We start from the raw sequence: 21627 nt of genomic DNA on the forward strand, positions 1-21627 counted from the left end.
CATGACTGATCTTGCCATACAGATCGACGGCCTGCGCTTTGCGTGGAAGGGCAATGCGCCCGTGCTCGATGTGCCCGCCTTCACGCTGGCGCGTGGCGAGCGGCTGTTCCTGCGCGGGCCGTCCGGCTCTGGCAAGTCGACACTGCTGGGCGTGATTGCGGGCGTGCTGGAGGCTGATGCGGGCAAGGTCAGCGTGCTGGGGCAGGATCTGGCGTCCCTTTCCAGTTCTGCCCGCGACCGGATGCGGGCCGACCATCTCGGCGTGATCTTCCAGATGTTCAATCTGGTGCCTTATCTCTCGGTCGTCGGGAACGTGACGCTGCCGCTGAAATTCTCGGCGGCGCGGCGCAAGGCGGTTGGCGGAGACGCGGAGGAAGAGGCGAAGCGCCTGCTTGGGCGGCTTGGCCTGACGGATGAGACCCTGCTTGAGCGGCGCGTGTCTGATCTCTCTGTCGGTCAGCAACAGCGCGTGGCGGCGGCCAGAGCCTTGATCGGTGCACCGGAGATCGTGATCGCAGATGAACCAACCTCCGCGCTCGATGCCGATGCGCGGGACCGGTTCATCACCCTCCTGTCGGAAGAGGCGGCCCGCACTGGGGCCGCGCTCTTGTTCGTGAGCCATGATGCGTCGTTGGCGCGCCTGTTTGACCGGGCGGTGGACCTGGCGGAGATCAACCGCGCCGGGGTGAAGGCATGAGCGCCATTCTTTCTCTCGCCTGGAAGAGCCTGATGAACCGCAAGGGGTCGGTGATCCTGACGCTTGTGGCGGTGGCGCTCTCGGTGGCGCTCTTCCTCGGTGTCGACAAGGCGCGGACCGGCGCGCGCGAAGGCTTTGGCAACACGATTTCGGGCACAGACCTGATTGTCGGCGCGCCGACCGGCAGTGTAAACCTGCTGCTCTACTCGGTGTTCCGGATGGGCAATGCGACAGCGGAAGTCTCGTGGCCGACCTATCAGAAAATTGCCGACAGGCCGGATGTGGCCTGGACGGTGCCGATCTCGCTGGGCGACAGCCATCGCGGTTTCCGGGTGCTTGGCACGACGAATGACTATTTCGTCCATTACAAATATGGGCGGGGGCAGCCCCTGAAGCTCGCCGAAGGCGCGGAATTCAGCGACCTGTTTGATGCCGTGATTGGCGCCGATGTGGCACGTGAGCTTGGCTATGAGATCGGCACACCGCTTGTGCTGAGCCATGGGCTAGGTGCCGCGAGCCTTGGTGCGGGGCACGAGAACCGGCCCTTCCGCGTCGTCGGCATTCTGGCGCCAACCGGCACGCCGGTGGACCGCACGGTGCATGTCTCGCTGGAGGCGATCACCGCGATCCATGTTGGCTGGGAGACCGGCGCGAAGAATCCGCTTGCGGACACGATCGACGAGAAGATGATCCGCAGTTTCGACCTGACACCGAAGACCATTACGGCCTTCTTTGTCGGCCTTGAGCGCAAGGGGACCATCCTGACGACGCGTCGGGCGATCAATACAAACAAGGGCGAGCCGCTGATGGCGATCATCCCGGGCGAGGCGCTGGCCGAGCTGTGGAGCGTGACGGCCTTTGCAGAACGGGCGCTGATGGCCGTGTCCGTGTTCGTGATTGCGGTGGGGCTGGTGTCGATCCTGACCTCCATCCTGACGAGCCTGAATGAGCGGCGGCGTGAAATGTCGATCCTGCGAGCGGTCGGCGCGCGGCCGGGGCATATTTTCAGCCTGCTCGTGCTTGAGGCAGGCCTGGTCGGTTTCCTGGGGGCCGTGATCGGCATTGTGCTGATCCACGCGATCCTGCTGGTGGCCGGGCCGATGGTGGAAGCGCGCTATGGCGTGTCGCTGGCCGGGACAGGGCCGGGGCTGACAGACCTTTATACATTGCTGGCGGTGACGCTGGCCTCGCTGCTGATCGGCATGGTGCCGGCCTGGGCGGCCTTCCGCCGGTCGCTGGCCGATGGCCTGTCCGTGAAAGTGTGACTGAATGAACCGCTCAAACCGTCTGGTCCTGCCAGCAGCTGGAGTTTAAGTTGAGACCCATGAAAACGATCCAGATCCTATCCGCCGCCCTGCTTGTGACTCTTGTCACGGCATGTGGCCAAACCGCTGAGCCGGAAACGCCTGCCGCGCCAGCCGCCGCGACCTCCACCTCTGATGCCGGTCCCAAAGTGGGCGACAAGATTGGTGAGAGCGACGCCGAGCAGGCCGCCAAGGCCGCAGAGAAGAAGGCCGAGAAGGATGCCTCCATCGTCGCCAAGGCGGTCGAGGAGGCCCGTATCGAAGCTGAACTCAAGGCGCGCGGCATCCGCAGTATTGGCTGGGAAGACCTGATGCCGGAAGGGGAGGAGGAGCGCCTCGCCCAGATGTACCAGTCACAGATGGCCTCGCTCTATTCCGGATCGCCGATTGCCGAAGGCTCTGCTGCCGACACCGCGATGCAGATCGGCACGTTCAATACGGTCGCCGCGCTTGATGGTGTGAAGGTGCGCATCCCAGGCTATACGGTGCCGTTCGAATACGGCTCGAAGGCTGAGATCACGCAATTCCTGCTGGTGCCGTATTTCGGCGCCTGTATCCACGCCCCGCCGCCACCACCGAACCAGACGATTTTCGTGAAGACCGATACGCCGATCAAGCTGAAGGATCTGGCGCAGGCGGTCTGGATCGAAGGCACGATCCGGACGCAGACGCAGAATTCCGATCTGGCCGATGCGGCCTATACGATCGAGATGACGAGCCTGACAAAATACGAATACTGAGGCCGACATGATCAGACCTGAAGACATACGGGTCGTCGCCTGGGATTTTGACGGCGTGCTGAACCGGAATGTTCAGGATGGCGTCTTTGCCTGGTCGCGTGGCTTTGCCGAGGATCTTGGCCTGTCGTTGGACTCGTTCAGCAGCTTTCTCTTTCAGGGACGGTTCCAGAAGGCCATGGTCGGAGAGGCCTGCCTGAAGGAACTCGTGACCGAATGGGCGGCTGTGAATGGCGCAGTGGGCCGGGAAGGGGAGATCCTCGACTATTGGTTCACAAGCGACGCCCTGCCGGACGCGGATGTACTGGCCATGGTCGCGCAGCTGCGTCAGCGGGGCATAGCCAATGTCATGGCCACCAATAACGAGATCCACCGCACGGCATTCATTGAATCCGATATGGGCTTTGAGCGGCACATGGACCGGATCTTTGCGGCTGGCCGGATGCGCGTTGCCAAGCCTGACACGGACTATTTCCGCCATCTGGAGCAGGAGCTTGGCATGCCGGGCGCGCACATGCTGCTGGTCGATGACATGGCGGAGAATGTCGAGGCGGCGCGCAGCATTGGCTGGCAGGCCTTCCATTTTACCGAAGGCGCGCATGACGACCTCGTCGCGGCGCTCGGCCTCTAAGGCAAAAAAAGAAGGGCAGCCAAACTGACTGCCCTTCTCCTTACTCTACCTGGCACTCTACTAATCGTAATCCTTAAGGAAAAAACCCTAACGGTTTACGAATGCGCATTGCGTCGCCTATTTGGCGCCTTTTGCAAGCAGGTTGCGGATTTCTTCCAGAAGAACTTCCTGGCGTGGCGGCTCTGATGGCGCGGCCTCTTCCTTCTTTTTCATCGAATTCATGCCCTTGATGATCATGAACATGACGAAGGCGACGATGATGAAGGAAATCACGGCGGCGATGAAATTTCCGAGCTCGATGACAGCGGCTTCCTTGGTCACTTCACCCGAAGCATCAACGACAGCGGGCGAGATCGTGTAGCTCAGCGCTGAGAGATCGATGCCGCCCATGATGGGCGCGAGAAGTGGCAGGAAGACGCCCTGGATGAAGGCCGTGACCACAGTTGCGAAAGCGCTGCCCATGACAAAGCCGACGGCCATGTCGATGAGGTTGCCCTTCATCGCAAATTCCTTGAACTCCTTGAGCATTGCCAGCCCCTTCCCAGATTGTGTGTTTCGTAAAGAATACAGAATTAGTCGATCTATTCGAATCCGCGGTCAAGCGACGACTTTGCAAGCGCCCGGCGCTAGCGCGCTTCGGGATCCTCGCCGCCATTGACGCGGGCGCGCAGCTCCTTGCCGGCCTTGAAGAAGGGGACAGCTTTGGCAGGCACCTTGACCGGTGCGCCGGTGCGCGGATTGCGGCCTTTGCGGGCGTCGCGCTTGCGAACGGAGAAGGCACCAAAGCCACGCAGTTCAACACGGTCACCGCGGGCGAGGGCATCGGCAATCTCGTCCAGAATCACATTCACCACGCGCTCCAGATCCTCCTGGCGCAGGTGGCTATATTCTGAAGCAAGCTTCGCGATGAGTTCTGACTTTAGCATGTTGTTGTTATTAAACGTATTTGCGGCGGGAGCGCTAGGCCCCCGCCGCAAACATTTCATCAATTTTAGGAAGCGGGTGCCGCTTCCCGGGCAAGCCTAGGCCATCAATTCCTCAGCCTGGCCTTTCCAGTCGTCACGCTCCATGCGGCCCTGGACGCTGAGCTCTTCTTCAAGCTCTGCGATCTGGGCTTCATTGAGGGCAGCGACCTGCCAGAAGTGGTAGATACCGGCTTCGTTCAGCTTTTTCTCGAATGCCGGACCGACACCCTTGATTTGCTTCAGGTCGTCAGCATCGCCTTGCGGGCCTTCGAGACGGCCGCGCTCGTCGAGCGAGGACGCGTCACCGGCCTTGATGCCGTCGGAAGAAGCGGGTGTCGCTTCGACCTTCTCGGATGTCGCCTTGGCAGGCTTGCCGACCGAAGAGGAGGCAAGCGCTGCGCCGAGGATATCACCGAGCGAGGCGCCGGCATCAGCCGAACCGTACTGGGCAACAGCATCTGCTTCTTCAGCAATTTCGAGCGCCTTGATCGACAGGGACACGCGGCGCGAGCCACGGTCGACTGTGAGGATCTTGGCGTCGACCTTGTCGCCGACAGCAAAACGCTCTGGACGCTGGTCTGCGCGGTCGCGGCTGAGGTCGGAGCGGCGGATGAAGGATTTCATCGCCGGGGAGCCGAACTCGACTTCGATACCGCCCGAGGTGATCTCGGTGACGGTGCAGGTGACGATCGAGCCACGCTTGAGGCCTGTGCCGCCATCAGCAGGGGCTGCGATCGGGTCGCCGCTGAGCTGCTTGATGCCGAGCGAGATGCGCTCTTTGTCGACGTCGACGTCAAGGACGCGTGCCTTGACCATGTCGCCTTTGTTGAAGCCTTCAATGGCTTGCTCACCGGACTTGTCCCAGGCGATGTCATTGATGTGCACCATGCCGTCCAGGTCGGGACCGAGGCCCACGAACAGGCCGAACTCGGTGATGCCACGGACTTCGCCTTCGATTTCGGAACCGACCGGATGTTCGGCAACGAATGCGTCCCATGGATTGTCCATGGTCTGCTTGAGGCCGAGCGAGATGCGGCGCTTGTCGCTGTCGACGTCCAGCACTTCCACGTCGACTTCCTGGGTCGTCGAGAGGATCTTGCCGGGGTGGACGTTCTTCTTGGTCCAGCTCATTTCGGAGACGTGGATCAGGCCTTCAACGCCGTCTTCCAGTTCAACGAATGCACCGTAATCGGTGATGTTCGTGACCTGGCCCTTGAGGCGTGCGCCGACCGGATAACGCGAGTCGATGCCGTCCCATGGGTCGGAACCGAGTTGCTTCATGCCGAGCGAGATACGCTGGGTTTCAGGGTTGATCTTGACGATCTGCACTTCGACTTCCTGGCCGACTTCAACAACCTGCGAAGGATGGTTGATGCGCTTCCAGCTCATGTCGGTGACGTGCAGCAGGCCGTCGATGCCGCCGAGGTCCACGAACGCACCGTAATCGGTGATGTTCTTGACGATACCTTTGCGGACGTCGCCTTCTTTCATGTCCGAAACGATTTCGGCGCGCTGTTCGGCGCGGCTCTCTTCAAGGATGGCGCGGCGCGAGACAACGATGTTGCCACGTGTGCGGTCGAGCTTGAGGATGGCGAACGGCTGGACTTCGCCCATGAGCGGGCCGACGTCGCGAACCGGGCGGATGTCCACCTGGCTGCCGGGAAGGAAGGCGTTGACGCCGCCGAGGTCGACCGTGAAGCCGCCTTTGACGCGTCCGGAAATGGCACCTTTGACGGGCTCTTCCTTGTTGAAGCTGCGCTCGAGCTTGATCCAGCGCTCTTCGCGGCGAGCCTTGTCGCGCGAGAGGACAGCATCGCCGAGGGCGTTCTCGATACGGTCGAGATACACGTCGATGATATCGCCGGGCTTCGGCTGGTCGTCTTCGAGGGCGAATTCCTTGACCGGAATGCGGCCTTCGGTTTTCAGGCCGATATCGACCAGGACGTTTTCGTTCTCGATGCGAATGACAGTGGCCGGGATAACCTGGCCTTCCTGCATGGCGCCCGCGGCAGCGGACGATTCGAACATCGCCGCGAAATCGTCGGTTGTTGGGTTCATCTTGTCAGTCATTGTGTCTCCGGGGACGGGGCGAACGGTTCAAGGCGGGCCTGCACCATTGCAGCCCGCGTCGGAACGACCCGTTAGAGTGGTCTGTCATTTCAGAGCGGTACCGTTTGTTTGGATTTGAGCCTTTTGGGCCCTTCAGACGGTCTTTCCACGGGCGAGAACGGCCTCAACGGCTGCAATCGCCTTCTCCACTGCGGCGTCTATAGTCAGATCAGTCGTATCTATCAAGACAGCATCTGACGCGATGGCAGCGGGCGCATCCTTGCGGGACTGGTCGCGTTCATCGCGAATCCGGAGCTGTTTGATGACCTCTTCGAGCGTCACATCCGGCTCAAAGCCGACCAGCTCCTTCCAGCGCCGATAGCCGCGCTGCTCGACATTGGCATCGACCCAGAGTTTCACATCGGCGTCAGGTGCAATGACTGTTCCGATATCGCGCCCATCGAGCAGGGCGCCGCCGGCCTGCGTGGCGAAGCTGCGCTGCAGCTCGAACAGGGCCTGACGGACTTCCGGGATAACGGCGACCTGGCTGGCGGCCTTGCCGGCTTCCCCTGTGCGCAGGTCGGAATCGCGGAATTTGGACAGGTCGAGATTTATCGCGATCTGCTGCAATCCGGCCGCGTCATTGAGAGCAATGCCCTGTTTCAGGGCCGCAACGGCGGTCGCGCGGTAGAGGCAGCCCGTATCTATGTGGGGCAGGGCGTATTTCGCCGCGAGCCGCTTGGCGATCGTGCCTTTTCCCGAGGCCGTGGTTCCGTCGATGGCAATGATCATGCTGCGCCCTCGGAAATATCAGCTCCCAGTGTCGCCATGTGGGCGAGGAATTCCGGATAGCTGGTGTCGATCATGGAGATGTCGTCTACGCTTACAGGCTTCTGCGAGGCTGTGCCCATGATCAGGGCGCTCATGGCGATGCGGTGATCGTGGCGGGTCTCGACCAAGCCGCCGCCGGGGGGCGGGCCGCCGCAGCCCTGGACGACGAAGCCGTCTTCGCGCTCTTCGGCCTCGACGCCATTGGCGCGCAGCATGTCGACCACGGCCTTCACACGGTCCGTTTCCTTGACGCGCAACTCTTCGGCGCCGGTGACGACGGTTTCGCCGGTTGCAAAGGCGGCGAGCACGCCGAGGATCGGGAATTCGTCGATCATGGAAGGCACGAGGCGTTCGGGGACGTTACGACCGATCAGGGCGGCGCTGCCGGATTGGATGTCGATCAGGCGTTCGCCAGCGGCGTCGCCTGTGTCTTCGGCGCCGAGGCGGGCGCCCATGAGTTCAGCGAGATCATAGAAGCCGGACCGGGTGGGGTTGGACATGACGCCTTCCACGAGAACATTGCCATCCGGCGAAATGAGGCCGGCGGCGATGAGGAAGGCCGCCGAGGACGGGTCGCCCGGAATGGCCGCCTCGATGGCCGAGAGCTTCTGGCCACCAAGGAGCGAAATGGTGCGGGCCTGACCGGCGCCGCGCGTGACGCCGACTTCGGCGCCGAAGCCGCGCAGCATGCGTTCGGTGTGGTCGCGGGTGGGTTTTGCCTCTTCAACAATCGTTGTGCCGTGGGCATTGAGGCCCGCGAGCATCACGGCAGATTTGATCTGGGCGGAAGCCTGTGGCGGCGCATAGGTGATGGCCTGAAGCGCGGCAGAGCCTGTGAGGCGGAAGGGCAGGCGACCGTGCGGCTCGGCCGTGTCGGTGAGGCCCATCTGGCGCAGGGGCGTCAGGATGCGGTTCATCGGGCGGGCGCTGAGGCTGGCATCGCCGCAAAGTTCAACGGTGAGGGCGTAGCCGGCCATCAGGCCCATCATCAGGCGTGAGCCGGTGCCGGAATTGCCGAAATCAAGCGGGGCAGCAGGGGAGGTGAGCCCGCGCGCGCCTGTGCCCGTGACCTCCCATTGCCCGGCGCCAGTACGCGTGACCGTGGCGCCAAGGGCCTGCATGGCCGCGCCGGTGCGCAGAACGTCGTCGCCTTCCAGGAGGCCGGTGAATTGGCTGGTGCCGTGCGCGATGCCGCCCATGATAAGGGCGCGGTGGCTGCAGGACTTGTCGCCCGGGGCGCGAAGGATGCCGTGCAGGCGGGAGACAGGGCGGCTGGTCCAGACCATGGGATAATTCCAGTTGAGCAGTTCGAACGTGAATTGGGGCTTTGACAGCGCGCAGCGTTCATGGCAAGCGCCCGCCAGACCAAATTCATTGAAACTCCGGAGGGAGCCGCACAGTGTCGAAAGACAAACTCGGAACCAAGCAAGTCTGCCCAGACTGCGAAGCCCGCTTCTACGACCTGCACAAACGCCCGGCCGTTTGCCCCAAATGTGGCAATGAGTTCGATCCCGAAGACGAAGTGATCAAAACGACGATCACGAAAGTGAAAGCCAAGGCCGCCCGCGCCGCCGTCAAGTCTGACGACGATGACGATGATGATGACGACGAGGAAATCGACGTTAAAGGCAAGGGCAAGAAAAAAGGCGACGATGACGACGACATCGAAGATGATGATGAAGACGAAATCGACGACGAGGAAGATGCCAAGGAACTCGGCGGCGAAGAAGCCGAAGTGATCCTGGAAGGCGCTGGCGAAGACGACGAGGAAGAAGGCACGACGGCCAAGGTTCCCGCCGGATTCACCGAAGAAGGCGTCGATGATGACGATGATGATGACGTCATCCTGGACGATGATGAGGACGACACATTCGACATCGACGCTGATGCGGACGATGACGATGATGATCCGCTCGTTCTTGATGACGAGGATGAAGATTAGGGCTTGAAAGGCGCGTTCACTGCGTCTAGTTCTCGCCCTTCCCGAGATTGGGGCCATAGCTCAGTTGGGAGAGCGCTTGCATGGCATGCAAGAGGTCGTCGGTTCGATTCCGTCTGGCTCCACCATTCTTGGTTTTTTAGTGGGTTCCGTATCGGCGCTTTGCGCCTCACATGAACGGGCTCACGGCTGATCTTACAACAGAACATCTGATGCAGCTGCGCGGCAGCAGCATCGTTTAGCTTCACTTAAGTGTGAACGCTGTCTCACTTCCGCCACAGGTTGGCGCTTGAAGCGGACACATTGATCCCCCACCTTCTTATTGAACGAAGGGTCCGCCCATGAGGCACGGCAACCGGCTCTGGCGTTCGGTATCTGTCTTGTGACGGAAAGGATTGGAAAATGATAACGACCGAACTGAAAACGAACCCGTTTGAAAGCGACGCCTTTGTCTACATCCGCCACCTGGATGCTGACGAATTGCAGACGCTGATGCCCGCAAATGCCATGGAGCAGATCAAGGATCCCGAAGAACTCTTTGTTGTCCTGTCTGCCGATGGCGTACGGCTGGCGGTTGTCGAGGGCCGTGATGCCGCCTTTGCGGCTGCGCTGGCCAACGACCTGAAGCCCCTCAGCGTCCACTAATCTGAGCGGATCGCCCTTGCTTTCCTCCGGTTTGACGATGGCCTTTGGGACATTACGAGGAGCCGGGGGAGAGCTTTTGGCGCCTATTTGCGGCTTGCCTGGTGTGTAAATGGACTGCGGGAGATGAATTCCGGGCCAGCACCTGCTAAAGGGCGCGCATGAGCGCTGACGTACAGATTTTCATTGATGGCGATGCTTGTCCGGTCAAGGACGAGATCTACCGTGTGGCGGTACGCCATGGCGTGCCTGCTGTGCTCGTGTCCAATTCCTATATTCGCATGCCGGAGCAGGCGCTGCTCTCACGCCAGATCGTGACAGATGGTTTTGATGCCGCAGATGACTGGATCGCCGAGCGGGCGCACGCCAAGAGCGTCGTGATCACGGCGGACATCTTGCTGGCCGACCGCTGCCTGAAAGCTGGCGCGAAAGTGATCGGGACGACGGGCAAACCCTTTACCGATGATTCCATTGGCGCGGCGGTCGCTACGCGGGCGATCCTCGCTGACTTGCGCGTCGGCATTGCCGAGACAGGCACGCCGCGGGCGGGCGGACCGGCGCCCTTTACCAAGGCGGACAGGTCGCGCTTCCTCTCGGCGCTTGATGAGGCGCTGGTGAAGCTGAAACGTATGCCCTAGGCCACGGCTTGCGTGGTTGCGGGCTTCTTGCCATGACGGGAGGCTGATAGCGCCAGTGCGGCGCGCCGACCAGGGAGCGGCCCGTTTGAGCCAGCCATCCATACGCCTCGAGATCAATGCGCCTTTCGGCGAGATCATTCTCAACAAGCCGGAAAAACGTAACGCCCTGTCGGTCGACATGTGGGCAGCGATTCCGGAACTGATCGAACGGGTGATGGCGGCTGACACGGTGAAGGTCGTGATCATCCATGGCGGTGACGCAGGGGCCTTTGCGGCGGGCGCGGATATTTCGGAATTCTCCACAATCTATGCAACGCCCGAGGCGGCAGCCCAGTCCGGCGCGGTGATCGCGGCGGCACTGAACGCCGTGGAGGCCTGCGCAAAGCCGGTGATTGCGGCTATCGACGGTGCCTGCGTCGGCGGGGGCATGAGCCTTGCCATGGCGGCGGACCTGCGGGTCGCGAGCGAAGACGCACGGTTTGGCATCACACCGGCCAAGCTGGGCATTGTCTATCCGGCGGGCGACACAAGACGGCTGGTCGCCGCGATTGGCGCCGCACGGGCGAAGGATATCCTGTTTACGGCGCGCATTTTCGATGCGGTCGAGGCCCAGGAGATGGGCCTGCTGAGCCGTGTAGTTGCGAGAGGCGAGGCGCTCGCCGGAGCCCGCGCCCTTGGCGATGCGGTGGCCGCGACGTCGCAATGGTCGACACGGGCGATAAAGCGGATGGTCGCGGGTATCGAGGCCGGGTGGGACGACACCTCGTCTGAAGCGACAGGCCTGTTCGCCGACGGGTTTGCGAGCGAGGATTTCGTGGAGGGCTATTCTTCCTTCCTCGAAAAGCGCCCCGCCAATTTCACATTCAAATGATGCATCGCGCTGACAGTCTTGCCGAGGGCTTTGCCGCGCTGCGGGCACTGAAGCCGGGGCCTGCGCGGCTCTACCTTGCCGGATGCAGCGGCGAGCCTGTCGGGCTATATAATGCGCTCAGCGCCGAGGCTGAACTGGCGCGGGACCTCACCTTTGTCGGCGTACCCGTGCCAGGCCTCAATCATCTCGACTGGACGCACCTGCATGCGACCGCCCGCGCGGAAATGCCCTTCATGTATGGCGCCATGCGGGACGGATTCGCGGCGGGGAAAATCCTTCTGCGTCCCATGCATTATACCGAAAGCTACCGTGAGATGCAGACCGGGTCGATTGACATGGCTGTCATCATGATCTCGCCGCCGGAAGCCGACGGAACTGTCAGCCTTGGCCTGTCGGCGGATTTCTCAGGCGCGATCCTTGCGCGTCCGGATATTCCGGTGATGGCCGTGGTCAATCCGTGCATGCCGGCGCCGCGCGACACGTTGCGGGTGCCGCTTTCGCGCTTCGACGTGGTGGCCCGCGATGAGACGCCGCTGGTGGAGCTGACGGAATCGGCCTTGCCGCCGGTGTTTGCGCGCATCGGGGAATGGATTGCGGATCTTGTTGGCGGGGAGGCGGCGTGCCTCCAGTTCGGGATCGGCAATGTGCAGCAGGCGGTGCTGAAGGCGCTGGCTGACGCAGGCGGACCAGCGAACCTGACGATCCATTCCGGCCTCGTGACCGACCCCGTGCTGGGCCTGATCGATGCAGGTCGCGTGGTCGATGCGCCCGGCGCAATCCTCACTGGTGTCGCGATGGGCACCGAGGCGCTCTATGAGCGGGTGGCGCGCGACAAGCGGTTCCGCTTTCGCGGTGTCGATGTCACGCATGGCATTGAGGGGCTGGCGAAGATCCCGCGCTTTACGGCGATCAATTCGGTTCTGGAGGTGGACCTGTTCGGGCAGGCCAATGCGGAATTCATGAAGGGGCAGCAGGTGTCCGGCATCGGGGGCCTCGCCAATTTCCTGCGCGGTGCAGCCGCCTCTGAAGGCGGTATGCCGATTGTCGCTCTGCCGTCGACGGCGGCGAAGGGGCAGGTCAGCCGGATCGTGGCGCGGCTGGGGCCAGAGGCGGTCAGCGTACCGCGCTCTGATATTGCATGGGTCGTGACGGAGCAGGGCGCGGTGAACTTGCGCGGCGCCAGCCTTGATGCACGGGCCGAAATGCTGATCTCGATTGCTGATCCGGCACACCGGGAGGCGCTGGCGGATGCCTGGGCCGAGGTGCGGGCGGGGCTCTAGAGGTTCAGCTGGGTCTGCGTGGTCAGGCTGATCAGTTTGCCCTCAGGCGTTTCGACGCGTGTTTGCCAGACTTGCAGGCGGCGGCCGACGCTGATCGGCAGGGCTGTGGCGCGCAGGACTGTGCCGACGGGCGCCGCAGCGATCAGGTTGGTCTTGCTCTCGGTCGTGGTCGTGCCTCTCGCGTCATCGGGCAGGTTCAGAAAGGCTGCGACAGCCCCGACGCAATCTGCCAGGGTCATCAGAAAGCCGCCATGGGCAATATTGCCGGAGGTGCACTTGTCAGCCTGGACAGTGACCTCGCCAATAACCTGATGCTTCGTGGCTTCGATGACGCGCAGGCCGATCTGGCCCGCGAAAGGCATGGAGGCAACGATGGCCTGCATTGGGTCTCTGGTCATCATCTGCTCCCTCTGGTGTGCCTGAAAGCTAGCCCCGGCATTGGTGCGGCGTCAAATCGGAACCGGGTTCCGGAAACCGCCTGAACCGATCATTTGCCCTTAACCGAAGCCATGCTAAAGCGCTGCGCATGAACGGAATCCAACTGCATAAGGGCGATCTGCCCAAAAATATCGATTTCGGCGCGATTGTTGCCATCGATACCGAAGCCATGGGCCTCAACCCGCTGCGCGATCACCTGACACTGGTGCAATTGTCGTCCGGCGACGGGACTGCGCACCTGGTCCAGCTCGGTCGGGATTATAATTGCCCGAACCTGAAGGCGCTGCTGGCCGACCCCAAGGTTATCAAGCTGTTCCATTTTGCCCGGTTCGATGTGGGTATGATCAAGCGCTGGCTCGGCGTTGATTGCGCGCCGATCTGGTGCACCAAGATCGCCTCCAAACTGGCGCGGACCTATACCGACAGGCATGGCCTGAAGGATGTCGCCCGCGAAATTGCAGGTGTCGACCTCTCCAAGGCCCAGCAAAGCTCCGATTGGGGCGCGAAGGAGCTGAGCGATGCGCAGCTTCAGTATGCGGCTTCCGACGTGCTGCACTTGCATGCCATCAAGGAAGGTCTTGAGGCGATGCTGATCCGCGAAGGGCGGCTGGAACTGGCGCAGTCCTGTTTCAACTTCCTGCCGACCCGCGCTGCACTCGATCTGGCCGGATGGGGCGAACAGGACATTTTCGCCCATTCCTGAAGCAAGCGTCATGTTGTGCGCGCTTTTGTTTCGGCCCTATCAAAGGTAAACACGACCTGTAATAGTCAGTAACAGGCCGCAGGCGCTCGCTTTCATGGACGCAGTCAAGCATCACGACCCGGCATCCCTCTGGGTGCCCCGCCGGCAATTGACGCTGGCCGATGCCCGCAAGCGGTCGGACCGTGTGCGCGGCCTGCGTATCCTGTTCATGGCCTGCGCGGCGGTCTCTATGGGGCTTTTCCTGGGCTTCATCATCAAGAGTGCCCTGACGCGTGATGCCGTGCCGGTTCAGATTTCCGGTGACGAGGTCGTCACCATGCTTAATCCGCGGTTCACGGGGCGTGATTCTGCGGGAGAGAGCTTCACGATCACGGCGGATGCGGCGCGCCGCAAGGAACTGACGGCCAATGTTGTTGACCTTGTCGCGCCCATCCTGCGCGATGCAGCCGGTAGCGAAGTGCGCGCGCCATCGGGCATGTATGACCGCGACGCTGGCATACTTGAGCTTTATGATGATGTGAAAATCACCGATGCGTCGGGCTATTCCTTCCATACAGCCGCCGCGCGCGTGCATGTCGGGCAGGATTGGGTCGAAGGTCTTTCGCCGCTACAGGGCAAGGGACCGCTTGGCGATATCCGCTCGGACTCGTATGAAATTCTTGACGGTGGTAACCGCGTTGTCTTTCAAGGTAACGTAAAAACAGTGATCTATCCGGCCGAGCCCAATGTGGCGGCCAGTGATGAAGGTGGTGCAGATGGCAATCCTTAAACTCTTCGGGGCAGCGCTGGCGCTCTCCTCTCTGGCCGCCCCGGCCATGGCACAGATTTCGTCGGAAGGTGGGCCAATCTATATCGATTCCGAGCGGACCGAGAGCCTTGAGCGCGAGCGCAAGGTGCTGCTGATCGGCAATGTCGACATTCAGCAAGGCACGGCCCGGCTGCGCGCTGACACGGTGACGATCATATTCAGTGGCAAGGCCGAAGGCGGTGAGTCCTCCGGCGTCGGCTCCGGCTTTGGTTCGATCGAGACCATGGTTGCCGAGGGAAACGTGTTCTATGTGACGCCTGAACTGAAGGCCAAGGGCGACCGCGGCGTTTATGATGCAGCCGTCGATACGATAACAATGACGGGGCATGTGGCCTTGATGCGCGATCGCGACGTGGCCGAGGGCCAGACCCTGAAAATGGAAGTCGGCAGGCGCCGTACGACCCTTGATGGCGGTGCCGGACGGACGCGCATGGTGATCGAACCGGACCAGAAAACAGCCGGGAACTGAAAAATTCGAGCAATGGCGTGAAGCCGATCTTAAGTATGTCAGGCTATGCAATTTCCGGGGCGACGATACTGCCCGTGAACAGGGACGAATTCACGAGATGACTGAAGCGGCCGAAGGCCTTGTCGTTAAGAATATTGCCAAATCCTTTGGCAAACGACAGGTGGTGCGCGATGTGTCTCTTTCCCTGCAGCGCGGGGAGGTTGTTGGCCTGCTTGGACCCAACGGGGCCGGCAAGACGACCTGCTTTTACATGATCATGGGCCTGATCGGCGCGGATTCCGGATCGATTTCGATCGATGGGGAAGACGTGACGCGCCTGCCCATGTACCAGCGCGCACGCCTTGGCGTGGGCTATCTTCCCCAGGAAGCATCCATTTTCCGGGGAATGACAGTGGAAGAGAATGTCATGGCCGTGGCGGAACTGGTCGAGAAAGACCGGTCTGCACGCATGGCACAGGTCGACAGCCTGCTGAGCGAGCTGCATGTGGAACATCTTCGCGGCCAGGCGGCCACATCCCTTTCGGGGGGTGAACGTCGCCGGGTCGAGATTGCACGTGCACTGGCATCCCGTCCGAGCTTCATGCTACTGGACGAACCGTTCACCGGTATTGACCCGCTCGCCATTTCCGACATTTCCGAACTTGTCCGCTACCTGAAGCAGCGTGGCCTGGGCGTCCTGATTACGGACCACCAGGTGCGCGAGACGCTGCAGATCGTGGACCGGGCCTATGTCATGTATGATGGCGACGTTCTCTTCGATGGCACACCAGGCGATGTGCTGAAGAACGAGGATGTGCGCCGGGTCTATCTGGGTGAACAGTTCGCCGCTTGATCGATAAGGCGCGGGCTACGGAATGAAACAGTCACTCGACATGCGCCAGGGCCAGTCCCTGGTAATGACGCCGCAGCTGCAGCAGGCGATCAAGCTTTTGCAACTCTCCAACCAGGAGCTCGCCGAGTTCGTGGAAAACGAGATCGAGCGCAATCCCTTGCTGAACAAGGCCGAGGAGAATGCCGAGGATGGTGGCGGCGAGCAGGGCGATGCGCCGGCGCGCCGTGAGCAGCTTTCCCTTGATGACAATTCCGGCCTCGGCGCTGCACGCGAGCAGCTCGATGCGCCTGGCGAGGATGTGTTCGAACCGGGCACGGGCTCGGATGCGGCGATGCCGGTCGAGGGCTCTGGCCCGTCGGCCCAGACGGACTGGTCGAGCGCCACATCCGGCGGCAGCTTCAACAGCGAGGAATATGACTTCGCGGCGAACCTCACGACCGATCTTACCCTGCAGGAGCACCTGCACAACCAGTTGAACATTGCCGGTCTCTCGGCGGCAGACCGCCTGATCGGTGCCCGCCTGATCGATGAGACCGATGAAGCCGGCTACCTGCGCGCGCCTCTCGAGGATGTCGCCAAGGCTCTCGGTGCGGATGAAGCCAACGTGGCCGCCGTGCTCGCTGTCTGTCAGGGCTTTGAGCCGACCGGAGTGATGGCGCGCTCAATTCCCGAATGCCTGACCCTGCAGCTGAAGGAGCGCGGCCGCTTCGACCCGGCCATGGAAGCCATGCTCGCCAATCTCGACATGGTGGCGAAGCACGACCTGAAGGCGCTCGCCGATGTGTGCGGCGTCGACAAGGCCGACCTCATGGACATGCTGGGCGAGCTGCGTCAGCTCTCGCCCAAGCCCGGCAGTGGCTTTTCCAGCGACACGACCATTGCGGTTGCACCAGACGTGTTTGTGCGTGAGCTGCCGAATGGCAGTTTTGGCGTGGAACTCAATTCAGAGACCCTGCCGCGTGTGTTGATGGACAAGGCCTATTATGCCGAAGTGAGCGTGCTGCCGATGCGCGATCAGGAGAAGGAGTTCATCTCCGAATGCGCGGCGAACGCGACATGGCTGATCAAGTCGCTCGACCAGCGCGCCCGCACCATCCTGAAAGTGGCGAGCGAGATCGTGCGCCAGCAGGACGCCTTCTTCGCGCACGGCGTGGCGCATCTTCGTCCGCTGAACCTGAAACAGGTGGCCGACGTGATCGAGATGCACGAATCCACGGTCAGCCGTGTGACGTCGAACAAATACATGGCGACCCCACGCGGCCTGTTCGAACTCAAGTATTTCTTCTCGGCGGCCATTCCGTCGACCGGTGGCGGCGAGGCCCATTCAGCCGAAGCCGTGCGTTACCGGATCAAGGCGCTGATTGATGGCGAGACCGAGGATGATGTGCTCTCGGACGACCAGATCGTCGAGATCCTGACCGGCTACGGCATCGAGATCGCCCGCCGCACGGTGGCGAAATATCGCGAGAGCCTGCACATTCCATCGAGCGTCCAGCGCCGCCGCATCAATCGCGCCAGCGCCTGAGGTCAGTCTTCTGATTTTGCATGAAGGCAATCCAAGGCAGGATCACAGCGGCAAACCAGAAGTAGGTCCTTCGATGTCATCCAGAATACTTGGCGCCTTGCTGTTCGCCCTTACTCTGTCGTCCTGCTCTGGTGAGCAGGAGGGACCTTCGCGCTCGGGAAGTGCATCATCGCACGCGCCCCGCCCGCCATCGTTCTTCTATCGGATGAAGGCAGACTTCATCTTGAAGGAGACGGACGAAACCGTTCAGTTCGATTATGTCGCGGCTTGTGGTGGGGTCGTGCAGAATTATTCCTACACCACACCATCTGTCTTTTACACGCATCATCCCATCATCATGTTCCAACCGGTCGGCGAAGGTCAGGCGCTTGGGCTCGTTACCATCGATATGTGCGACAACTGGAAGTGGGGCAAAGTCGAGTTTGGGCCGCGGGCTGGAAAGAGCCGCATACCTGACGATCTGCGGCCGCTTGCTATCTGGTTTGACGACATCGACGACCTGAGCAGGGGATGGGGTTACAAGACGGATGATGCCTACGAAAGTCCGCTCGCAAAAATGAAGTTTGTGAGCGCAAGCGTATCAGTCACGGATAAAAGTGACTGGGAGAAATGGCGGGCAGAGGCGGAAGCGTCCTACGAGCAGATTGGCGTGCTGCCAGGGCCGTGGGGATATAGTTATACAAACGAAGAAATGAGATCTCGGGCAAAGGCTGCTCACGAGGGTGGACTGGGTATTGTTTCGCCTCAATGTACTTCAGTTTTTCGCGTCAAAATACACAAAGACGTTGCTGATGCGATTTTCGCCAAGTCGACGGACGATATTGGCAGGTATTGGTTTACGACCGAGTCCGCAAAAATCGCTTTAGATGAAACGACAAAGCTGTTTTCACGCGATGAGCCGCTTCAAGACGGGCACTCCTATCGTGATTACGTATCCGGAGGGAAGCAATACTCCGGAACACTGCGTCGGTCCGGAGGTGGTTACATTATCCCGATGGGAGAGACGGCAGACAATGCAAAGGGGTTTGCATATCGAGATGTGTATCCTTTTCAGACACGGTCACTTGCAATGCCTGCCGTGGAAATGGCTCAAGACACTTATTATCAAAAGGTTTTGCTCTACCCGGAGTATCTGGGGTTTGGTGCGTGCTCATCGAGCCTCAATCCGATTGATTCATTGCAGAGGACTTCTCCTTGGCTCAGAGGCACCGAGAGGCAGTATGATGCGCCCTTCGATCCCGAGGGCTTATCCAAGCGTCATGTTTTGATGGTTGGAGATATTCCCGTCGAGGGAGTTCCTAGAAGCACATATTTTGCCCAAGACCCCCCCAACATTATTGATCGTGAGGGCTTTTTGCTGGGGCCAGACCATTAGAGCAAGGATGTACCAGTCGATGGTGTTCCGAACTCAATGGTGACCAGTCAGCAACCCTACATCCTTCTGGATCGTGATGGGTTCGTCTGGAATGTAGCTCGTTAATGGAATAACGACATTCCCATTTGATCCAATTCACTCAGCGCCCGCTGTTTCGAACATCTCATTCAGATAGGCCGCAAGGCGCACGCCGCCTTTTGACAGCTGCTGGCGGATAATGTCGCGCGTCTGGTAGGCGTAATCATAGGACAGGATCTGCGTGTCCGGGTAGATCGTGTCGCGGATGGCGGCGCTTTCATCGGCCCAGTCAGCAGGGCTGGCCTTGGCCCATTCGGCGAGCTGGTTCGCCGTGATCTTCTGCACGAGCCATTCCGTCCATTCGGTGTAGGAGAGTTCCTGGTAATTGATCAGCAGCTCGTCCCAGACTTCGTGCAGGTTGCTCATTTCATCAAAGAAGGTGCAGACGAACTGGTTGCCGCCGCGGTCCGTGCCATTGCCGACATGCAGCGGCTGGTGCAGGTCGCCGACAATGTGAATGATGAAGCGCAGGGCGCGCTGGCGCTCTTCCAGCGGCGCAGAAGGGTCAATCGCAATGGCGCGGTAATGCGCAAGCGCAGTGATTGCGTCGCCTTCCGGCGGCGGGGTAACGTCGGCATAAGTCTGGCCGACGGGAATAGTCACATAGTGCCAGGGATTGGCTTCGGAGCGCCAGAAAGGCTCGGGGTTTGAGCGCATATGATCCGGCCAGTCGGCGGCCTCTGCGATGCCTTCAGGGCCGAGGATATCCTTGACGCCCGTATCGGCCGACTGGCTGAGATAGGTCTGCGCGACGGCGCCGACCACTCTGTGGCCGGTCTTGCCCCAGGCATGGGCCGGCATGACGGTGGCGAGGGCCATGAGGCAGGTCACGATCAGGCGTTTCATCGGGTGGTCTCCAAGGCTTTGGTGCTGGCCTGACCTCAAAAGGATTTGCGCTGCCGGGTCAATGCAGCCTGTCGCCTCAGGGCCATGTTTTCGCAACGAGCGCGTCGACCTCTGCGCGCTTGGGCAGGCTGGGCTGAGCGCCAGCCCTCGTGCAGGCGAGCGCGCCGGCACTAACGGCAAAGCGCAGGGCGGCCGCTTCCGTCATGCCTTCGATCAGGGCGACGGTCAGGGCCGCTGTAAATGTGTCACCGGCGCCGACTGTGTCGACAACCTGCACTTTGGGAGAAGTCTCCAGGGCGATCTCCTTGCCATACCGATAGAGCGCCGCACCTTCGCCGCCGAGCGAAATGGCGACCAGCGCGCCTGATGCGTGCAGCGCGTCGCCATAGAAGGCGGCCTCGGTCTCGTTGACGCAGAGCAGGCTGGCGCGGGCGAGGAGGGCGTCAGGAACGGTCATGGCGGGGGCAAGGTTCAGGCTGACAAAGCCGGTGGCGCGACTGGCGGCGGCGAGCAGTGTGTCGGCCGGGATTTCGAGAACGCCTATCATGTGGGTGATGTCCGCGTCTTCCACGTCCGCTGGGCGCAGGGCCCGGTTTGCACCGGGACAGACCACGATCAGGTTTTCGCCATCGGCCGAGACGGCGATCAGGGCGACACCCGTCGTCTCGCCATTGATATGCTGCACGCCGGAAAGGTCCACGCCGCCTGCCTGTAGTAGTTTCAGCGCTTCCTCGGCCATGTCGTCAGCGCCGACTGCTCCGATCAGGCGGACGTCCGCGCCGAGGCGTTTGGCGGCGAGCGCCTGGTTTGCGCCCTTGCCGCCGGGATGGCGGGCGAGGCGGGCATTGGTCACCGTTTCGCCGGGGCGGGGCAGGGTGGGGCCCGTGGCGACGATATCGAGATTGATGGAGCCCGTGACGGTGATCATGACGGTGTCATCAGCCCCTCAACGAGGGCGAAGAAGCCGTCTGCATCGGCCTTTGTGACCCATGTATGCGGGCCATCTGCCTCTGCCGAGAGGCGCGTCTGGCCGAAATGGGCGCCTTCAGCGGTGTCGACGCTGACAGTCGCCTTGCGGCTTTCGAACAAGTGTGGGGCGAGCAGGTAGGCGATCGTCGACGGGTCATGCATGGGCGTCATGCGGCCTTCCTTCCAGCGCGCTTCGAGCACATTGGCGGCTTCCAGCAGCTTCACCATGATGGCTGGCCGCGCGCCGGGCAACTTGCGAAGCTGCTCAAGGCGCTCGGGTTCGGCGCGAACCTGATGCGTCACGTCGAGGCTGAGCAGTGTCGTCGGAATGGCGCTGTCGAACACGACGCCGGCGGCATGGGGGTCAGCGAAAATGTTGAACTCTGCGGTCGGCGTGATGTTGCCACCTTCACTGTCAGCGCCGCCCATGATGACGAACTGGTCGATGCCCCGGGCAATATCGGGGGCCATGACGATGGCAGTTGCCACATTGGTCAACGGGCCGGTGACGACGATGGTGTATTCGCCAGACGCCGCGCTACGCAACGTGTCGATCAGGTGGGTGACGGCGTGGCCTGCCGCGAGCGGTTTATCAGGTTCGAATGGTTCCAGCCCGGCAATGCCACTGTCGCCATGGAAATGTTCGGCGGTGACTGGCTCGCGCAATATCGGGCGCGGGCAGCCGGCAAAGACGGGCACGTCCGGCCGGTCCATGATCTGGCACATCATGCGGGCATTCCGGCTGGTCAGCCTGAGCGGCACATTGCCGGCAACGGTCGTGATCGCGCGTACGTCCAGCGCTGGGCTGGCCAGCGCCATCATCAGCATTACGGCGTCGTCGACGCCCGGATCGCAGTCTATGATGATCGGGCGGGCCGTCATGCGTGTATCGCCAGCGTTTCCAAACGGGTTTTCCTTCCCTTGTAGGCTTGTGGTGGCCCATGCTAACCAACGGACCCGCCCCGGCAAGTGAGATCAGGCGGCAAGCTGCATTCAACCC

The 21627-nt window shown here is 61.4% G+C and carries 23 protein-coding genes, 1 tRNA gene and 1 pseudogene; 16 read left to right on the forward strand and 9 right to left on the reverse strand.

The window, feature by feature from the left end; all coding sequences use genetic code 11:
* Position 1: 1 nt before the first annotated feature.
* The 4 genes from V7651_RS11665 to V7651_RS11680 are packed head-to-tail and all read left to right on the forward strand — an operon-like array spanning position 2 to position 3369.
* The gene (locus V7651_RS11665; RefSeq protein ID WP_335613295.1) at positions 2 to 697 is read left to right on the forward strand and encodes an ABC transporter ATP-binding protein; all 696 of its coding nucleotides are present in this window, start codon (positions 2 to 4) and stop codon (positions 695 to 697) included.
* The gene (locus tag V7651_RS11670) at positions 694 to 1962 is read left to right on the forward strand and encodes an ABC transporter permease (RefSeq protein WP_335613296.1); all 1269 of its coding nucleotides are present in this window, start codon (positions 694 to 696) and stop codon (positions 1960 to 1962) included. Before V7651_RS11665 ends, V7651_RS11670 begins: the two co-directional genes overlap by 4 nt.
* Before the next feature lie 59 nt (positions 1963 to 2021).
* On the forward strand, positions 2022 to 2741 hold the full coding sequence (locus V7651_RS11675) for a DUF3299 domain-containing protein (RefSeq protein WP_335590427.1): 720 nt from the start codon (positions 2022 to 2024) through the stop codon (positions 2739 to 2741).
* Between the two features lie 7 nt (positions 2742 to 2748).
* Positions 2749 to 3369 (forward strand): HAD-IA family hydrolase, encoded by a 621-nt coding sequence (locus tag V7651_RS11680; RefSeq protein ID WP_335613297.1) that lies wholly within the window; start codon positions 2749 to 2751, stop codon positions 3367 to 3369.
* Positions 3370 to 3486: 117 nt separating this feature from the next.
* Here the strand turns inward: V7651_RS11680 and mscL are convergent, their stop codons facing one another.
* The 5 genes and pseudogenes from mscL to aroA all read right to left on the reverse strand — a co-directional run bounded on the left by mscL (position 3487) and on the right by aroA (position 8500).
* Positions 3487 to 3897 (reverse strand): large conductance mechanosensitive channel protein MscL, encoded by a 411-nt coding sequence (gene mscL / locus V7651_RS11685; protein WP_035538882.1) that lies wholly within the window; start codon positions 3895 to 3897, stop codon positions 3487 to 3489.
* 98 nt (positions 3898 to 3995) lie between these two features.
* Positions 3996 to 4295, reverse strand: a complete 300-nt coding sequence (locus tag V7651_RS11690; RefSeq protein ID WP_034736304.1) for an integration host factor subunit beta — start codon at positions 4293 to 4295, stop codon at positions 3996 to 3998.
* A gap of 429 nt (positions 4296 to 4724) precedes the next feature.
* Positions 4725 to 6404, reverse strand: a pseudogene (gene rpsA, locus V7651_RS11695) (30S ribosomal protein S1); the annotation flags it as partial.
* A gap of 132 nt (positions 6405 to 6536) precedes the next feature.
* Positions 6537 to 7175: a (d)CMP kinase gene (cmk, locus tag V7651_RS11700; RefSeq protein WP_335613298.1), complete on the reverse strand. Its 639-nt coding sequence runs from the start codon at positions 7173 to 7175 to the stop codon at positions 6537 to 6539.
* Positions 7172 to 8500, reverse strand: coding sequence for a 3-phosphoshikimate 1-carboxyvinyltransferase (gene aroA / locus V7651_RS11705; RefSeq protein ID WP_335613299.1), 1329 nt, complete (start codon positions 8498 to 8500; stop codon positions 7172 to 7174). The genes cmk and aroA overlap by 4 nt, the downstream gene beginning before the upstream one ends.
* A 113-nt stretch (positions 8501 to 8613) precedes the next feature.
* Between aroA and V7651_RS11710 the strand changes: the two genes are divergently transcribed.
* The 6 genes from V7651_RS11710 to V7651_RS11735 all read left to right on the forward strand — a co-directional run bounded on the left by V7651_RS11710 (position 8614) and on the right by V7651_RS11735 (position 12584).
* Positions 8614 to 9156: a TIGR02300 family protein gene (locus tag V7651_RS11710; RefSeq protein ID WP_035538874.1), complete on the forward strand. Its 543-nt coding sequence runs from the start codon at positions 8614 to 8616 to the stop codon at positions 9154 to 9156.
* Positions 9157 to 9205: 49 nt separating this feature from the next.
* A tRNA-Ala gene (locus tag V7651_RS11715) sits at positions 9206 to 9281 on the forward strand.
* A 274-nt stretch (positions 9282 to 9555) separates the two neighbouring features.
* The gene (locus V7651_RS11720; RefSeq protein WP_051624820.1) at positions 9556 to 9798 is read left to right on the forward strand and encodes a DUF1150 family protein; all 243 of its coding nucleotides are present in this window, start codon (positions 9556 to 9558) and stop codon (positions 9796 to 9798) included.
* A 158-nt stretch (positions 9799 to 9956) separates the two neighbouring features.
* On the forward strand, positions 9957 to 10433 hold the full coding sequence (locus V7651_RS11725; protein WP_335613300.1) for a YaiI/YqxD family protein: 477 nt from the start codon (positions 9957 to 9959) through the stop codon (positions 10431 to 10433).
* Between the two features lie 85 nt (positions 10434 to 10518).
* On the forward strand, positions 10519 to 11304 hold the full coding sequence (locus V7651_RS11730) for an enoyl-CoA hydratase/isomerase family protein (RefSeq protein ID WP_335613301.1): 786 nt from the start codon (positions 10519 to 10521) through the stop codon (positions 11302 to 11304).
* The gene (locus V7651_RS11735) at positions 11301 to 12584 is read left to right on the forward strand and encodes an acetyl-CoA hydrolase/transferase family protein (RefSeq protein ID WP_335613302.1); all 1284 of its coding nucleotides are present in this window, start codon (positions 11301 to 11303) and stop codon (positions 12582 to 12584) included. The genes V7651_RS11730 and V7651_RS11735 overlap by 4 nt, the downstream gene beginning before the upstream one ends.
* Here V7651_RS11735 and V7651_RS11740 read toward each other — a convergent pair.
* Entirely contained in the window at positions 12581 to 12985 is a 405-nt protein-coding gene (locus V7651_RS11740; RefSeq protein ID WP_241766995.1) for a PaaI family thioesterase, read from the reverse strand. The two genes, V7651_RS11735 and V7651_RS11740, sit on opposite strands and share 4 nt — an antisense overlap.
* 125 nt (positions 12986 to 13110) lie before the next feature.
* On the opposite strand from V7651_RS11740, the gene V7651_RS11745 reads away from it, so the two are divergent.
* From V7651_RS11745 to V7651_RS11770, 6 genes are all read left to right on the forward strand, one after another.
* Positions 13111 to 13725 (forward strand): ribonuclease D, encoded by a 615-nt coding sequence (locus V7651_RS11745; RefSeq protein WP_335613303.1) that lies wholly within the window; start codon positions 13111 to 13113, stop codon positions 13723 to 13725.
* Positions 13726 to 13819: 94 nt separating this feature from the next.
* Positions 13820 to 14494, forward strand: a complete 675-nt coding sequence (locus V7651_RS11750) for a hypothetical protein (protein ID WP_035538868.1) — start codon at positions 13820 to 13822, stop codon at positions 14492 to 14494.
* The gene (locus V7651_RS11755; protein WP_335590041.1) at positions 14481 to 15002 is read left to right on the forward strand and encodes an LptA/OstA family protein; all 522 of its coding nucleotides are present in this window, start codon (positions 14481 to 14483) and stop codon (positions 15000 to 15002) included. The genes V7651_RS11750 and V7651_RS11755 overlap by 14 nt, the downstream gene beginning before the upstream one ends.
* A 97-nt stretch (positions 15003 to 15099) precedes the next feature.
* Positions 15100 to 15834 carry an LPS export ABC transporter ATP-binding protein gene (gene lptB, locus V7651_RS11760; RefSeq protein ID WP_051614637.1) on the forward strand — a complete coding sequence of 245 codons (735 nt, stop codon included), beginning with the start codon at positions 15100 to 15102 and terminating at the stop codon, positions 15832 to 15834.
* A gap of 22 nt (positions 15835 to 15856) precedes the next feature.
* Complete coding sequence (rpoN, locus tag V7651_RS11765) at positions 15857 to 17359, forward strand: RNA polymerase factor sigma-54 (RefSeq protein ID WP_335613304.1); 1503 nt, start codon at positions 15857 to 15859, stop codon at positions 17357 to 17359.
* A gap of 73 nt (positions 17360 to 17432) precedes the next feature.
* Positions 17433 to 18734 carry a hypothetical protein gene (locus V7651_RS11770; protein WP_335613305.1) on the forward strand — a complete coding sequence of 434 codons (1302 nt, stop codon included), beginning with the start codon at positions 17433 to 17435 and terminating at the stop codon, positions 18732 to 18734.
* 135 nt (positions 18735 to 18869) lie between these two features.
* Here the strand turns inward: V7651_RS11770 and V7651_RS11775 are convergent, their stop codons facing one another.
* The 3 genes from V7651_RS11775 to V7651_RS11785 form a co-directional block, all read right to left on the reverse strand.
* Complete coding sequence (locus V7651_RS11775; protein ID WP_335613306.1) at positions 18870 to 19658, reverse strand: S1/P1 nuclease; 789 nt, start codon at positions 19656 to 19658, stop codon at positions 18870 to 18872.
* A gap of 76 nt (positions 19659 to 19734) precedes the next feature.
* Positions 19735 to 20586, reverse strand: coding sequence for a ribokinase (locus V7651_RS11780; RefSeq protein ID WP_335613307.1), 852 nt, complete (start codon positions 20584 to 20586; stop codon positions 19735 to 19737).
* Entirely contained in the window at positions 20583 to 21509 is a 927-nt protein-coding gene (locus tag V7651_RS11785) for a nucleoside hydrolase (RefSeq protein ID WP_335613308.1), read from the reverse strand. Before V7651_RS11785 ends, V7651_RS11780 begins: the two co-directional genes overlap by 4 nt.
* Between the last annotated feature and the right edge of the window lie 118 nt (positions 21510 to 21627).

The sequence above is a fragment of the Hyphomonas oceanitis genome, from assembly GCF_036964545.1.
GTDB classification, from domain to species: Bacteria; Pseudomonadota; Alphaproteobacteria; order Caulobacterales; family Hyphomonadaceae; genus Hyphomonas; species Hyphomonas oceanitis.